Annotated in this window: 13 protein-coding genes; 9 read left to right on the top strand and 4 right to left on the bottom strand. The window is 72.2% G+C overall.

Translation table 11 applies throughout. From position 1 onward, the window contains the following. The first annotated feature begins 79 nt into the window (after positions 1–79). Positions 80–1,444: an RICIN domain-containing protein gene (locus HAV40_RS04960; protein ID WP_239086336.1), complete on the top strand. Its 1,365-nt coding sequence runs from the start codon at positions 80–82 to the stop codon at positions 1,442–1,444. A 47-nt stretch (positions 1,445–1,491) separates the two neighbouring features. Here the strand turns inward: HAV40_RS04960 and HAV40_RS04955 are convergent, their stop codons facing one another. Beyond that, entirely contained in the window at positions 1,492–1,929 is a 438-nt protein-coding gene (locus HAV40_RS04955) for a hypothetical protein (RefSeq protein WP_166379387.1), read from the bottom strand. 201 nt (positions 1,930–2,130) lie between these two features. Here HAV40_RS04955 and HAV40_RS04950 point away from each other — a divergent pair, with 201 nt between their 5' ends. The 4 genes from HAV40_RS04950 (at position 2,131) to HAV40_RS37910 (ending at position 5,832) form a co-directional block, all read left to right on the top strand. Next, positions 2,131–3,396 (top strand): S1 family peptidase, encoded by a 1,266-nt coding sequence (locus tag HAV40_RS04950; protein ID WP_166379385.1) that lies wholly within the window; start codon positions 2,131–2,133, stop codon positions 3,394–3,396. Between the two features lie 170 nt (positions 3,397–3,566). Beyond that, positions 3,567–4,112, top strand: coding sequence for a hypothetical protein (locus HAV40_RS04945; protein ID WP_203671400.1), 546 nt, complete (start codon positions 3,567–3,569; stop codon positions 4,110–4,112). 16 nt (positions 4,113–4,128) lie between these two features. Next, a complete protein-coding gene (locus HAV40_RS04940; protein WP_166379383.1) occupies positions 4,129–5,145 on the top strand; it encodes a hypothetical protein in 1,017 nt (338 codons plus the stop codon). Between the two features lie 102 nt (positions 5,146–5,247). Next, on the top strand, positions 5,248–5,832 hold the full coding sequence (locus HAV40_RS37910; protein ID WP_203671398.1) for an LPXTG cell wall anchor domain-containing protein: 585 nt from the start codon (positions 5,248–5,250) through the stop codon (positions 5,830–5,832). A gap of 3 nt (positions 5,833–5,835) precedes the next feature. On the opposite strand, the gene HAV40_RS04930 is transcribed toward HAV40_RS37910, so the two are convergent. Continuing rightward, positions 5,836–8,748, bottom strand: coding sequence for a fibronectin type III domain-containing protein (locus HAV40_RS04930; protein ID WP_203671396.1), 2,913 nt, complete (start codon positions 8,746–8,748; stop codon positions 5,836–5,838). A gap of 293 nt (positions 8,749–9,041) precedes the next feature. After that, entirely contained in the window at positions 9,042–9,791 is a 750-nt protein-coding gene (locus tag HAV40_RS04925; RefSeq protein ID WP_166379379.1) for a GGDEF domain-containing protein, read from the bottom strand. Between the two features lie 207 nt (positions 9,792–9,998). On the opposite strand from HAV40_RS04925, the gene HAV40_RS04920 reads away from it, so the two are divergent. Then, positions 9,999–10,667, top strand: a complete 669-nt coding sequence (locus HAV40_RS04920; RefSeq protein WP_166379377.1) for a HEAT repeat domain-containing protein — start codon at positions 9,999–10,001, stop codon at positions 10,665–10,667. A gap of 6 nt (positions 10,668–10,673) precedes the next feature. Continuing rightward, positions 10,674–11,678: a HEAT repeat domain-containing protein gene (locus HAV40_RS04915; protein ID WP_166379375.1), complete on the top strand. Its 1,005-nt coding sequence runs from the start codon at positions 10,674–10,676 to the stop codon at positions 11,676–11,678. Positions 11,679–11,688: 10 nt separating this feature from the next. Here HAV40_RS04915 and HAV40_RS04910 read toward each other — a convergent pair whose 3' ends face one another. Beyond that, entirely contained in the window at positions 11,689–12,735 is a 1,047-nt protein-coding gene (locus tag HAV40_RS04910) for a LacI family DNA-binding transcriptional regulator (protein ID WP_166379373.1), read from the bottom strand. Positions 12,736–12,875: 140 nt separating this feature from the next. Here HAV40_RS04910 and HAV40_RS04905 point away from each other — a divergent pair, with 140 nt between their 5' ends. Both HAV40_RS04905 and HAV40_RS04900 read left to right on the top strand, forming a co-directional pair. Continuing rightward, positions 12,876–13,793, top strand: coding sequence for a carbohydrate ABC transporter permease (locus tag HAV40_RS04905; protein WP_166379371.1), 918 nt, complete (start codon positions 12,876–12,878; stop codon positions 13,791–13,793). Next, the gene (locus HAV40_RS04900; RefSeq protein ID WP_203671394.1) at positions 13,790–14,677 is read left to right on the top strand and encodes a carbohydrate ABC transporter permease; all 888 of its coding nucleotides are present in this window, start codon (positions 13,790–13,792) and stop codon (positions 14,675–14,677) included. The genes HAV40_RS04905 and HAV40_RS04900 overlap by 4 nt, the downstream gene beginning before the upstream one ends. Positions 14,678–14,682 lie beyond the last annotated feature (5 nt).

Genomic DNA, 14,682 nt, shown 5'->3' with positions numbered 1-14,682 from the left:
CTGTGGGGGGATGACAGTCATAATTTTCACTGTCTCAATATGTCAGTGAACATTATGCCCACCGTCCCGGGAGGTCCTCATGTTCCGAAAACCCGCCGCCTCAGGCGCGGCGATCCTGCTGCTCGCCGCCGGGCTGGTCAGTGTCGCCGCGCCCCTGCCCGCGGTCGCCGCCAGCTGCAGCGTCCTGTTCGACGACTTCCAGTACAGCTCGTCCGCCGACCCGAATCTGGCCGCGCGTCACTGGACGGTGCGCGGCGGCGGGGGAGGGCCGGGCATCCCCGGCGCCTCCTGGCTGCCGTCCAACGTGACGTTCCCCGTCGCCGACGGGCAGAAGGTCCTGCAACTGTCGTCCTACACCGACGGCACCGGCGGCGGCACGGCCCAGACCGAGATCTACCACCAGCGCAAGTTCTTCGAGGGCACCTACGCCAGCCGGGTCCGGTTCACCGACGCCCCCGTCGCCGGGAACGACGGCGACCGCGTCGTGGAGACCTTCTTCACGATCACCCCCCTGGCGTACGCGATGGACCCCAGTTACGGCGAGATCGACTTCGAGTACCTGGCCAACGGCGGCTGGGGTGAGACCGGCCCGGCGTTCTTCGAGACCACCTGGGAGACCTACCAGGCCGAGCCGTGGGTCGCCGACAACGTCCACGCCGTCCAGCGCCGCAGCTACGACGGCTGGCACGATCTGGTGGCGCAGGTGAGCGGGGGCCGGGTCAAGTACTTCATCGACGGCGCCCTGGTCGCCGACCACGGCGACAAGTACTACCCCGAGACGCCGATGTCGATCAACTACAACCTGTGGTTCATCGACAACTCCGGTCACTCGGGTGGCCGCAGCACCTACATCCAGCAGGTGGACTGGCTCTACTTCGCGGGCAACGAGGTGATCTCGGGCGACGTCGCCCGTAACCGGGTCAACGCCTACCGGGGCCTGGGGACCACCCACGTGGACACCGTCGGCACCGGCGGCAGCTGCCCCGACCCCGGTGGCAGCGGCGGGCCGATCTCCTCGACCACCTGGTACGGCATCGTCAACAAGACCAGCGGCAAGTGCGTCGACGCCCGTGCGGCGGGCACCGCCAACGGCACCGCGATCCAGCAGTACACCTGCAACAACACCAACGCCCAGCAGTACCAGTTCCAGCCCGTCGGCAGCAACGTGCGCGTCAACAACCGCAACAACGCCGCGCAGGTCCTCGACGTCAGCGGGGTGTCCGCCGCCGACAACGCGGTCGTGCACCTCTGGGCGTACGGGGGCGGCGGCAACCAGCAGTGGACGCCGGTGGCCGAAGGCGGGGGCTACTACCACTTCGTGTCCGTGCACAGCGGCAAGTGCCTCGACGTCCCGAACTCCTCCACCGCCGACAGCGTGCAACTGGTGCAGTTCACCTGCAACGGCACCGGTGCGCAGTCGTTCCGGCTGGTGGCGCAGCCATAGTGCGAAACCGGGGCTCCGCGGCAGGCGCGGAGCCCCGGTGCGGGCGGTCAGGCCCGGTAGACCAGCGGCCGGCAGAAGTAGATGACATACGGCGGCCAGTAGACGACCACGCACTCCCACAGGACGACGTCGCCGACCCCGATCTGGCGGGCGACCTGGTCGACCGTCGTGTCGGGAGTCGGGTCCTTGTAGTCACCCAGGCGCTTGACGCCGTCGGCGTCCTTGCCCGACGCCAGCGCCGCGATCTGCTCGTCGCTCAGCTCCCGTGCCGAATCCACCAGCGTCACCTGCGAGGGCGAGGGCAGCCGGACGCCGAGCGCCTTCTCGGCCTCGGCCTGCAGCCGCGACAGCGCGGTGTCGGGCTTGACGTCGTTAATGGTGACGGCCCGCAGGTCGCGGTCACCGGCCGCGGCGGGTCCGGCCACCACCGCGACGGCACTGACCACGGCCATGGTCAGCAGGGTCAGCCTTCTGCTCAGTTTCATCGCTACCTCTTCTCGGTCCGGGAGCCGGGGATTCGGCACCCGTGGCCACACCGTGGCAGCGGCGCCTGACGCGGTTCTGAAGCACGGCTGAAAGCGGCGGCTGCTGCCTAGCCGACAGTCACAAGGGCGACGTGAGGTGGCCGCCGGGAACGGCGGTGACGATGGTGAGTTCCTGGATGCCCCATGATCGAGGAGACCATCATGTTCCGACGTAGACGGCTCGTGGCCGGTGCGCTCGCGCTGGCACTGGCCACACCCCTGGTGCCGGTCGCGGCCGCCGCCGCGCCCACCGGTGTGGACGTGTTCGCCGAGGAGGCGGCGGGTTTCGCCAAGGACCGGGGGATCACCGAGGCCGAGGCCCGGCAGCGGATGGCCTGGCAGCTCGTCGCGCCCGATCTCGACACCCGGCTCACGGCCGAGCTCGGCAGCCGGTACGGCGGGCTGTGGATCGACGTGCGCGACGGCGACCGGGTGACCATCGGGGCCACCGCGGTCGACGGCGGCGTCCAGGCGACGGTCAAGGCCGCCACGGCGGAACTGGGACTGTCGGTGTACGACCTGGTCCCGGTCAAGCGGTCCTGGGAGCGGCTGTCGGCCGACAACGACTGGCTGGCCGGCGAGGTGATCCGGGTCAACGCGGGGGCGGCGGTGGCGCTGAGCGCGGGCATCCGCACCGATCTCAACGCGGTGCAGCTCGGCCTGCCCGCCGACGGGGTGCTCAGCGCCGCGCAGAAGGCGTTCGTGGAGGCGGCGCGGGCCCGGCTCGGCGCGGGTCTGGTCTTCGGCGCCGCGCCGGGTCGCGGGTTCGCGGCGTTCGCGGGCTGTGTCTCGCCGTACTGCGATCCACCGCTGCGCGGTGCAGTGAAGATCAATTATCCGGGCGTGACGTCCTGCACGGCCGGGTTCGTGGCACAGAGCAAGGTCGACACGAAGAAGTACCTGGTGACGGCCGGGCACTGCGCGATGGGCCGGACCGGTAACTGGTGGAGCAAGAACGCGGGGCTGCACGAGTTCAAGATCGGCGCGGTGCACCGCTGGATCTTCGACACCTACATCGGGGACATGGCGCTGATCCGGATCGACGACCCGTCGGAGATCGGGTGGAATCCGCAGCCGTGGGTCATGGTGACGTGGAGCCTGCAGACGACCGAGAACCAGACCTATCACATCAGCTCCGACAACATGAGCGTCGTCGGCATGCGCGTCTGCACGACGGGGCAGGCCACCCGCATGAGCAATTGCGGACACGTCACGGAGCTCGGCCTGACCGCGAATCTCGGCGGCCTGCCGATGCGCAACCTGGGCCGCACCACCAACTGCAGCAAGCCCGGCGACAGCGGCGCGCCGATGTTCGCCAGCCACGTCGCGTACGGCATCCTCGCCGGCGGGGTGGAGGGTGACTGCGACACCGTCTACCAGGGCATCCGCACCGCGGAGCGGGAACTCAACGTCAACATTCTGCACTGATCGGGTGGGTGTACGCGGCGGTCGCCTTCCCGGCGGCCGCCGCTGCCGTACCGGCCATCGGGTTGTTTTGATCGCGCCATCGCCGGTATTGCGATTCTCGGCTGATATGCCCCATTCCTAACTAAACTTCGTGATGGGAATCACCCCAATCCTCGCAAAACGGAGGTTCAGTGAAGAAGAGGCTCATCTCCCTGATGCTGGCCGCGGCGGCTACCGCCGTCGGGCTGGCCAGCCCCGCCGCGGCCGCACCGGGGGACACCATCGTGACGCTGACCGTGGTCGGGTCCGGTGGGCTCACCATCTCGGTGCCGCTCGCGTCCAACCTGGGCACCGGCTCCGAGGGCACCACGATCTCCGGTCAGATGGGCCCGGTGGTCGTCCTGGACCTGCGGGCCCTGCTGACCCCCGCGTGGACCGCCAGCGTCGTGTCCACCGCCTTCACCACCGGCGGCGCGGGACCCGGCGAGACCATCCCGGCGGCCAACGTCAAGTACTGGTCCGGCCCGGCCACGATCACCCTCGGCACGGGCACCTTCACCCCCGGCCAGATCAACGCGGCCGCGGCCCAGGTCATCAACGTGCCCCGCACGGCGTTCTCGCACACCGGCGGCACCGGCAGCAACTCCGCGACCTGGAACCCGACCCTCGTGGTCGCGATCCCCTCGGACGCCGTCGGCGGTATCTACACCGGGACGGTGACGCATTCGGTGGTGTGACCGCGTCCGCCGGCCGGTGCTGCTGGCCTCCGCCGCCCTCGTGGCGCTCGGAGTGCTCGCGGCGCCGGCCGAGGCCGGACGGCAGGCCCGTCAGGACCCGGGGGCAGCCGCCGGTGGGCTGGGCCTGCAGTTGCTGGACATCCCCGTGGCGCGGGTCGAGGACCCGCGGGCACGGGCGTACATCGTGGACCACGTCACGCCGGGCATGACCATCAAGCGGCGGGTGGAGGTCAGCAACAGCTCGCCGAAGACCCAGCGGGTCGAGCTGTACTCGGGCGCGGCGAACATCGAGCAGAACACGTTCACCGTGACCGACGGCCGCGGCGGCAACGAGCTCAGCCGGTGGACCCGGCTGGCCACGAAGCTGATCGACCTCGCGCCCGGGGCCAAGCAGGCGGTGGAGGTCACCATCGCCGTGCCCGACGCGGCCTCGCGCGGGGAGCGCTACGGCGCGGTGTGGGCGCAGATCACCAGCCCGCCCGGCAAGGGCGGCAACGTGCTGCAGATCCACCGGGTCGGGGTGCGGGTGTACCTCGACGTCGGTCCCGGCGGGGAACCGCCGACGGACTTCCGCATCGAGGGCCTGGCCGTCGAGCGCGGCACGGGGCAGTGGCCGGTGCTCACCGCGCGGGTGACCAACACCGGCGAGCGGGCGCTGGACATGACCGGTTCGATGTCGCTGGCCAACGACACCGAGACGGTCCGGGCCGGGCCGTTCGGCGTCACGACCGGCGTCACCATCCTGCCGGGACAGCAGGGCCAGGTCAGCGCCCCGATCGGCCAGTCGATGCCGGACGGGGTGTGGCACGCGGAGCTGAAACTGCGCAGCGGCATGATCGAGCGCGTGGCCACCGGCCAGTTCTCGCTGCCGCTGGCCGCCGACTCGACCGCGCTGGAGCCGGTGTCCGGCGGCGGACCGCTGCTGATCATCGTGGCCGTGCTGGTGGCCGTGCTCCTCGCCGCGCTCGCCTGGTATCTGGTGCGCAGGCGGCGTCGCGCGCGGGCCGAGTACGACGAGGACCTGTACGTCTGAGCCCGGGTAGCCCGGCTGTCCCACTCGGGGGCAGCCGGGCTTTCCATGCCAAAGCAGACGAATGGGCTTCACGTTCGCCGCGCGGTGTCTAGGGTGATCTTCATGCTCCCTGGTACGCCCGACGACAGGTCTCCCCGCCCCGAACCGGCCGGGTCACGCGCAGCCGCCTGGGGCGTGCTCGGGTCCGCCGCCGCAGCCCTGACCCTGACGGTGGGGGTGCTTGCGGCAGCCCCGGTCTCCGCCGAGAGCAGGCCGCCGGGCCTGGCCGTGGCGGCCACGCCACCGCCCGGATCCTCCGGTGTCACCCTGGAAGTCGTTCCGGGCGCGAGCCCGCGGCCGTCGCCGAGCGACGACTCCGACGACGACGGCGACGGCGATTCCGGTGACGACGGATCGGACGGCGGCGGCTCCGGCGACGGTGGCTCCGGCGACGGCGGGTCCTCGCAGAACGGCGGCGGGTCGCAGAACGGCGGCGGTGCCTCCGGTAGCGGCACCTCCGGCGGGGGATCGAACGGTGCCGGGCCCGCGCAGCCTGCCGCCGGGCAGCCACCCGCGCCGCAGCCGGCCGGTGCGGGGCTGCCGGTCACCGGGACCAGCGTCGTCACGCTGCTGCTGTTCGGCATCCTGCTGGTGTGCGCCGGAGCCGCGACCGTGTTCGCCGCCCGCCGCCGCGCACGGGGTCGCTGAGTCCTACAGCACCGAGTGGGTGATCACGGCTTGGTAGGTGCCGGCCACCACCCCGGTGGGCAGCGTCACCGCCAGTCCAGGGTTCCACGCTGCCGAGTTCGCGGCGCTGAGCAGGCCCTGCCAGCCCGCGGCGAACCGGCGCGCGTCCAGCGCGGTGCCCGGCTGCGGCACGAACAGCCCCGTACCCGTGGTGAGCACCGCCGGACCGGACGAGTACACCACCGAGCCGCCGGGGATGGTCTGGCCCGCCGATCCCGTGCCGGTCGTGAAGTCCGTCATGGACACCGACGCGGTCCAGCTTCCGGCGGCCGGGCCGCGGTCGTCGGTCACGGTGACCACGCCGAGCCGCCCGGAGACCGGGCCCGCGTCCGCGCCGGTCGTGCCGAGTGAGGCCGACGCCGGAACACTGATCGCCAGGCCGCCGAGCGGTGCGATGACCAGGGTGACCGGGCGGGTGGCGCTCTGGCCGACGGCGTCGGTGACCCGCACCGTGAACGAGAAGGTGCCCGCCACGGTCGGGGTGCCCGACAGCAGGCCGGTGGCCGCGTTCAGGGTGATCCCGTCGGGCAGCGAACCGGCGCTCACCGACCAGGTGAACGGGCTCGTGCCGCCGTTCACCGTCAGCTGGTGGCTGTACGGGGTGAAGACCTTGCCTCCCGGTGGCGGCGCGAACGTCAGCGTCGGCGGGGCGTTGACCGTCACCGGCGCGGACGCCGCCGACGCCGGACCGGTGCCCGCGGCGTTGGTCGCCGCGACCCGGAACGTGTAGGTGCTGCCCGCGGTCAGCCCCGTGATGTTCTGGGTGGTGGCCGTGGCGGGGAAGGTCCGCACCGGCTGGGCGACGCCGTCGAGGTACGGGGTCACCGTGTAACCGGTGATCGGCGAGCCGCCGTTCGCCGGTGCCGTCCAGCTCAGCGAGGCGGCGTTGTCGCCCGCGGCCACCGCGGTGATCGCCGGGGCGGCGGGCACGGTGTAGGGCACCACGGCCGCCGAGGCGGGGCTGTCGGGGCCGGTGCCCAGCGCGTTGGTCGCCGCGACCCGGAACGTGTACGAGGCGCCCGCGGTCAACCCGGTCAGGGTCCTGGTGGTCGTGCTCGCGTCGAAGGTGACCGCCGGCTGGGCGACGCCGTCCTTGACGGGGGTGACCGTGTACCCGGTGATGGGGGTGCCGTTGGCGGCGGGGGCCGTCCAGGTCACCGTGGCGCTGGTGACTCCGGCGACCGCGGTCGGCGCGGCCGGTGCGGCGGGCACGGCGGCGTACGCGTAGGCGGCCGCCCCGGCCACGCCACGGGTCACCACGGTGACGTTGACCGCGGCGACCGCTGCCCGGCCCGGCATCGACGAGATGGACAGGGTGCCGTCGGCGTTGGTGGTGAAGCAGCCCGCGGCCGGTCCCGACGGGCACGGCAGCAGCACGACCGGCGTGCCTGCCTGCTGCTCGGTCACCGTGCCGATCTCGATCGCGGTCGCGTTGGCGAGATTGGTCCCGCTGACGGTGACCGCGTTGGCGCCCGCGAACGGGCCGACCGCCGGGCTGACGGTGATGCCGCTGGGCGCGGGGGGCGGCGTCGCCGGGGTGGTGGTCGCCGCGTAGCCGGGGCTGGCGTCGTTGGACGACGCGGTCGCGACCGTCGTCGTCTGGATCAGCGCCGGGGTCACCGCCGCTCCGGTCACGATGGACACCACCGTGATCGGCGGCAGGGTGCTGCCCGCCGGGAACGGGCCGCTGCCGCTGACGCAGGTGAAACTCTGCCCCACCGGCGTCGCGCAGGTCCAGCCGGACCCGTAGGCGCCACGGGGCACCACGCCCGCGGGCAGGGTCTGGGTCACCGAGATCGGGACGGTCTCGTCGGCTCCGGCGTCGACCCCTGCCGTGATCAGGTAGGTGACCGGGTCGCCGGGCTGCGGCGACGAACCGGTGTAGCTGGTCTGCGTCACCGACAGGTCCGGCACCTGGTTGAACGACACCGCCTTGGCGTTGTCGACCTCGTGGAAGTCGGTGATCGACCCGGTCGACCCGACCCAGCCGAACGCGAGCTGCTTGGGATAGCCGCTGGCGTTGAGCCAGCTCGGTGACGGGTACAGCGTCGACGGCACGACCGGCAGGTTCCCGGACAGGGTCAGCGCCACCAGCGAACCGACCGGGGTGAACCTGATCCGGTACTGCCCGGCCGGGACGGTGATGCCCGAGGCGGTGACGAACGACGACGCGGTGGTGTTCGCGACGACCTCGACCGGCACCGCCGACGCCGAGCGCGTCGAGGCCCGCAGCGCCAGGGGCAGGGCCAGGGTCGTCAGCGCGGTGCTGTTGATCGCGCAGTAGCCGACGCCGCCGCTGCCCGGTCCGCGTACGACGACCTGCCCGGCCACCCGGCCGGTGGTGCTGATGTACGCCGGGTTGGTGCAGCCGGTGCCCTGGTAGGTGGCGTTGCTGAAGTTGCCGTAGACGTCCAGCCCGACGCCCAGGTAGGCCTGGGACAGCCCGGACGAGCTGCCGCTGAACGCCGCCGAGTAGCCCAGCGCCCCGCCCGAGGGCCCGAGCGTCGACGGTGACAGCGGATTGGCCGGGTCGACCGCGGCCAGCACGAACGCGAGCCCGTCGGCCCCGCCGCTGCCCCCGCCGTACTGGTAGGAGTTGAAGGTGACGTCCAGGCCCTGGGAGGTCGGCACGCTGACCGCGCCGAAGACCCCGCCCTGCTTGTTCGTCGTGGCGTCGGTCAGCCGGAGCTTTCCCGAGCCCTGCGGGTCGGTCGAGGAGCCGCAGGTGCGCAGCACGCCCGTGTTCGGGTTCCCGACCGCGGTCAGGCAGGCGGAGTTCGTCCCGCCGCCGGGCGCGGCCGGCAGCGCCACCGCGCCGAGGCCGTCGGGCCGGTTGTTGTGGAACGGCTGGTCGAACAGCGTCGTGCCGGCCGCCATGCCCCTTCCCGGCAGGCCGAACACGCCGGCCGCGGCCATCGCGAGGGCGAGCGCGGCGGTAGCCGGCCGTCGTGATCGGCGTGACGAGGACATAGGACCCCAACCCCCACTAGGAGATTCCGCAACGCGCCGGGGTACGGGCCGCCGTGCGATCCGCCCCGAGGGTGCTCGATGCCGGGTCGTGCGGGCCTGGCGACGCCCCCGCTCCGCCTGTGAGACACATGCTAGTCAATTATGGACAAAAGGGACGCAGACCCACCGGTGACAGCGCACCGCCGACAACCCGCCACGGCCTACCGCTCTGTCGACCCGCTGGTTTCCGGGGCCGGAGCGTGGCGGCGCTCGCGGACGCGCAGCGCCGGGCGGGGCACCACCACGACGGCGTGATGGTGCGGGTTGTACGGGGCGCAGCCGGTCCCGCTGGTCTTCGCGTCGTGCATGGCCAGGTCGGCGTGGTGCATCAGCAGCCGCAGGTCGCTGGTCAGGCTGCGCTCGGCGACGCCGATGGACATGCGCAGCTCGACCAGCTCGCCGCCGGGCAGCCGCAGCGGGTGCGCGCTGACCAGGTGGCGTACGTGCCAGGCGTGGGCCAGGGCGTCGGTCAGCAGCTCGTGCCAGGCGAACACGAACTCGTCGCCGTGGATGCGGGCGGCGAACGTGTCGGGCAGGTGCGTGCGCAGCACGAGCGCGATGTGCTGCAGCGCCCGGTCGCCGACCTCGTGGCCGTGGGTGTCGTTGAGGGCCTTGAACTGGTCGAGGTCGGCGAATCCGAGGCTCAGCGGCCGGTGGTCGGCGTAGCGGCGGCCCAGTTCGTCCAGCGCGCCGGCCCGGTTGGGCAGGCCGGTGAGCGCGTCGACGTGCACCGCGTGCCACAGTTTGGCCAGCAGCGCCCGTCGCAGGCGGTTGCCGGTGAGCCGGCAGATGATCAGCGCGGTTCCCGCGGACAGCGCCACGAGCGTCAGCACGGTCAGGGTGTTCGACATCGAGGAGTGCGCCTCCTTCTCGGCGTCGGCCGCGGCGGGTGGGGCGTGCCGCGGCGTCAAGGCCGGTCGGTGGTGGCGGCGAGGGGCCGCCAGGGGTGCCACGTACGTACAACGGTCGATGCCTGTGGTGCGTGGCGGCTGCCGGCGACCGGATCTGGGTGCGTGGCCCGGACAACCGGTTCGGGGTACATCCCGACGTCGCCGGCGCGGCCGTGCGCTTGACCTTGACACGGTGGCAAGGTCTTCACTGTGCCGCAGGAGGTGGCGATGACCACGCAGGAGCAGGACACGAACACCATGCAGGCCATCCGGGCCCTGGCCCACCGCGACCCGTCGGTCAGGCTGCGGGCGGCGCTGGCGGTCGGCACGACCCCCGACCCCCGATCGGTCGGCGGCCTGGTCGAGCGGTGCGCCGTCGAACCCGAGTTCTACGTGCGCGAGATGCTCACCTGGGCCCTGCTGCGCCAGCAGCCGTCGAGTACGGTGCCCACGCTCGTCGAGGAGCTGCGCTCCGCCCAGCCGCAGGCACGCAGCCAGGCCCTGCACACGCTCTCCAAGATCGGGGACCGGCGGGCCTGGCCGGCGATCACCCGGGAACTGCTGACCGACCCCGACGACACGGTGGCGCGCACCGCCTGGCGAGCGGCTGTGGCGCTGGTGCCCGAGGGGGGACAATCCGAGTTGGCCGCGGTGCTGGCAACGCAACTGGGGCGCGGGGGGCGCGAGACGCAGTTGAGCCTCAGCCGGGCGCTGATCGCGCTCGGTGAGGTGATCACGCCGATCCTGCACGCCGCGGCCGAGCACCGCGATCCCGGCGTACGCGGGCACGCGCTGGCCACGCAGCAGTTGTGGCTCGACCCGGACGCCGGTTTCCAGCTCGCGGTCGAGCAGGCGAAACGTGTCGCGGCCCTGGGCCCGGCCGGCGAAAGGGGATGACCGGCAGTGTTGATCGGCGAGGTGGCCCGGCGGTCCGGGGTCAGTGCCCGCATGCTGCGCCACTACGAGTCGCTCGGCCTGGTGCGGCCGACGGGGCGCAGCGGCACCGGCTACCGGGAGTACTCCGGCGAGGACATCCGGCGGATCTTCCACATCGAGAGCCTGCGCTCGCTCGGGCTGTCGCTGCGTGAGGTCGGGCGGGCCCTCGACGATCCCGGCTTCACGCCTTCGGGCCTGGTCGACGACCTCATCCGGCAGACGCTCGCCCGCATCGCGGACGAGACGGAACTGCTGACCCGGCTGCGCCGGATCGGCGCGGCCGAGCCCACCGGCTGGGAGGACGTCCTACAGGTCGTCGCTCTGCTCCAGGCGCTGGGCTCGGACAGTGCCGACAGGCGCCAGCGCGCGGCGCTGTCCACGGCGGCCGAGGACAGCATGCCGGTGGAGGCCCTGGTCGAGGCGGTGCTGAGCGAGGCCGACCCGCACGTGGCCGGAGCCCTGCGCTGGGCTCTGGCGCGATCGGGCGACGACGGCCTGGCGCTGCTGGCGCAGGGCCTCGCCGCGCCGGAGGCCGCGGTGCGCAAGCGCGCCGTGCAGGCCATCGCCGGGATCGGCAACGAGGCGGCGTACGCCGTGCTGCATGACGCGCTGGCGAACGAAGACCTCGCGGTCCGCCGCCATGCGGCCCTGGCGCTCGGCCCCCGGGGCGTGGCGGACACCGTGCCGACGCTGCTCGACATGGTCGTCGCGGAGGTCAACGACGTCGAGGCCGGTGACGCCCTCAGCGTCGTTGCCCGCGATCCCGCCTGCGCGGAACGGATCGCGGCCGGGCTCGCCGCCCGCCTGGACGCCGCCGACGCGGCCACCCGCCGGCGGCTGACCCAGGCGCTCGGGGGCATTCCGGGCGGCACCGCCTCCCGCGCCCTGGCGGTGCTGGCCGCCGACGAGGACCGCGGCGTCGCGCTGACCGCGGCGTACGTCATCGGGCTGCGCGACAGCGCCGGACCCTGATCCCCGGGACCTACCGGGGGGTGTGCCCGGCGCCGACGGTGGACGCGCGCACCCGCAGCTCGCAGGGCACCCGGATCAGCTCGTGGCGCTGCTGGCCGCCGTTGACGGCCTCCAGCAGCCGCTGGCCGGCGACCCGGCCCATCTCCAGCAGCGGCAGCGCCACGGTGGTCAGCGGCGGGCGCTGGTGGACGGCCAGCGACCGGTCGTCGAACCCGACGACCGCGACGTCCTCGGGGATGCGCAGGCCGCGTTCGTGGATGGCGGCCAGGGCTCCGGTGGCGAGGTCGTCGCTGGCCCCGAAGATCGCGTCGGGCGGCTCGGGCGCGTCGAGCAGTTCGGTCGCGAGCGCGTAACCGTCCTGGGGCGACCAGGAGGCGGCGTGCCGGATCAGCGCGGGTCGCAGCGGCGCGCCCGCGGCGGCCAGCGTGGCGGTCAGGCCGTCGAGCCGGTCGGCGGTGGCCTCCCACGAGGCGGGCCCGTTGATGAACCCGATGCGGCGGCGGCCGATGTCCAGCAGGTGCTGGGCGGCCAGCACGGCACCGCCCCGGTCGTCGGGCAGGATGCTGGGCACCGGCTCGGTGGCGGCGTACTCGTAGAGGAACACGTACGGGGTCGCGGGCAGCGGCAGCGCGGGTCCCGAGCGGGGGCGCACCCGGTTGCCGGACATGATGATCAGCCCGTCCATCTGCCGGTCGAGCAGGCGGCGCAGGTGTTTGCGCTCCCGGTCGGGGTCGCCGTAGCTGTTGGCCAGCAGCACCGACACGTCGTAGGCCGATGCCGCGTCCTCGACGCCGCGCATGAGGGCGTTGGTGAAGATGCCCTCGAGGTCGTCGGTGAGGATCGCGATGGTGTCGGTGTGCCTGGCGCGCAGGCCGCGGGCGACGGCGTTGGGCCGGTAGCCGAGGCGGGCGATGGTGTCCAGGACACGCTGGCGGACCTCGGGGCCGACGTCGGGCCGGTCGTTGAGCACCTTCGACACGGTGGCGGTGGACACGCCCGCCACGGACGCGACGTCGCGGATCGTCACGCGCTGGGCGGTGCTGTTCGCTGAGGCCACCGTGCTCCCTAATCGATTTCGTAAAGCGTACCGGCCCGGACTGTAGCAGAAAAGCCCTGTACTTGGTCTTGACACCAGATGTAACCGCTGCTGTAACGTTCGCTCAACGAAATCGATTACGTAACCGTGGAAGGCGAACGATGGCGCTGAGTTTATCGGCCCGGACCCGGCCCCGACGGCGTGGACCGCAGGCCCGCCGGCAGCGGCTCGGGCTGCTGTTCGTGCTGCCCGCCGTCGCGCTCGTGCTCGGCATCTTCGTGGTGCCGGTCGTGGTCACCGCCGTGATGTCGTTCTACGACTGGTCGCTGCTCGGGCAGCGCCGGTTCATCGGGCTGGACAACTACCGGCGTCTCGGCGAGGACACGCAGTTCTGGCAGAGCCTGGGCTTCACCACCCTCTACACGGTCATCGTCACCGCGGCGCTGCTGGTGGTCGGGTTCGGACTCGCCCTGGCGGTGCGCCACCGCAGGCGCGGGGTCGGCGTGCTGCGCACCGCGTTCGTGATGCCGGTCGTGATCGGCTTCGCCACGGCGGCGTACCTGACGCTGTGGCTGCTCGACGACCGCATCGGCATCGTTCCGGACCTGCTGCGCCGGGCCGGGCTGGTCGAGGGCAGCGTGTCGGTGTTCAGCACGTTCCCGACCGCGCTGGCCGCCGTGGTGGTGCTGGTGGTCTGGAAGACCGTCGGGCTGACCATGCTGCTGCTGATGACCGGCATGCAGGCCATCTCGCAGGACTTCTACGAGGCGGCCCAGGTCGACGGCGCGCGCCCGGCGCGCATGTTCCGCTCGATCACCCTGCCGCTGCTGCGCCCCACCATCGGGCTCGTGCTGATCCTGACCGTCATCGGCAGCTACCTGGCCTTCGACCAGTTCTTCATCCTGACCCAGGGCGGCCCCGACAACAGCACCATCCCCGTGGTCTACCTGATCTACCGGGCCGGGTTCATCGACTTCGACCTCGGCTACTCCGCCGCGATGTCGATCGGGCTCATGGTCATCCTGCTCATCCTGACCGCCATCCAGCTGCTGGTCGTGCGTAACCGGGAGGACTCGTGAGCACCACCCTGACCGTCCCGCGCGAGCGGGTCGCCGCGCCGAGGCGCACGCTGCGCCCGCAGTGGCTGCCCGCGGCCGCTTTCTACACCGTGTTCGGGCTGCTGGCGCTGCTGTTCGTCGCGCCGCTGGCGTGGCTGGTCGTGTCGTCGTTCAAGAGCAGCGCCGAGTTCGCCCAGACCCCGCCGACGCTGCTGCCGACCCGGTTCAGCCTGGAGAACTACCAGCGGCTGCTCGACGCGGGCCTGTGGCGCAACGTCGTCAACAGCGTCGGCGTCACCGCGGGCACCGTGCTGGCGGCCACCGTGCTGTCGGTGCTGGCCGGTTACGGCTTCGCCCGGTTCCGGTTCCGCCTGCGCGGACTGCTGTTCCTGGTCATCCTGTCCACCATGATGATCCCGTTCCAGTCGATCATCCCGTCGCTGTATCTCATCCTCGACGAGCTGGGCCTGACCAACTCCCTGCTCGGCCTGGTGCTGGTGTACACCGTGTTCGCCCTGCCGTTCGGCATCTTCACCATGCGCGCCGCGTTCACCGCGGTCCCGGCGGCGGTCGAGGAGGCGGCGATCGTCGACGGCGCCGGCTCCCTGTCCACGCTGTGGCGGGTGCTGGTGCCGATCGTGGCGCCAGGGGTGGCCACCGTCGCCCTCTACGCCTTCTTCACCGCCTGGAACGAGTTCCTCGCGGCGCTCATCTTCACCACCCGGCAGGAGCAGTACACCCTCCCGGTCGTACTGGCCAACCTGCAGACCGGCGCCGGCGGCACCCTCAACTGGGGCGTGCTGGAGACCGGAGCGGTCTTCGCCGCGGTGCCCTGCATCGCGATCTTCCTCATCCTGCAGCGCTACTACGTCGCCGGGCTCACCGGCGGCGCCGTCAAGGGTTAGCACTT

The sequence above is a fragment of the Catellatospora methionotrophica genome (genome assembly GCF_011297335.1).
GTDB lineage: Bacteria > Actinomycetota > Actinomycetes > Mycobacteriales > Micromonosporaceae > Catellatospora > Catellatospora methionotrophica.
This window is presented reverse-complemented; position numbering and strand designations above follow the sequence as displayed.

Bases quoted from the DNA above. Each gene is read 5' to 3' on its own strand.
- HAV40_RS04960 (WP_239086336.1), top strand. From the start codon at position 80: ATGTTCCGAAAACCCGCCGCCTCAGGCGCGGCGATCCTGCTGCTCGCC.
- HAV40_RS04955 (WP_166379387.1), bottom strand. From the start codon at position 1,929: ATGAAACTGAGCAGAAGGCTGACCCTGCTGACCATGGCCGTGGTCAGT.
- HAV40_RS04950 (WP_166379385.1), top strand. From the start codon at position 2,131: ATGTTCCGACGTAGACGGCTCGTGGCCGGTGCGCTCGCGCTGGCACTG.
- HAV40_RS37910 (WP_203671398.1), top strand. From the start codon at position 5,248: ATGCTCCCTGGTACGCCCGACGACAGGTCTCCCCGCCCCGAACCGGCC.
- HAV40_RS04930 (WP_203671396.1), bottom strand. From the start codon at position 8,748: ATGGCGGCCGGCACGACGCTGTTCGACCAGCCGTTCCACAACAACCGG.
- HAV40_RS04920 (WP_166379377.1), top strand. From the start codon at position 9,999: ATGACCACGCAGGAGCAGGACACGAACACCATGCAGGCCATCCGGGCC.
- HAV40_RS04905 (WP_166379371.1), top strand. From the start codon at position 12,876: ATGGCGCTGAGTTTATCGGCCCGGACCCGGCCCCGACGGCGTGGACCG.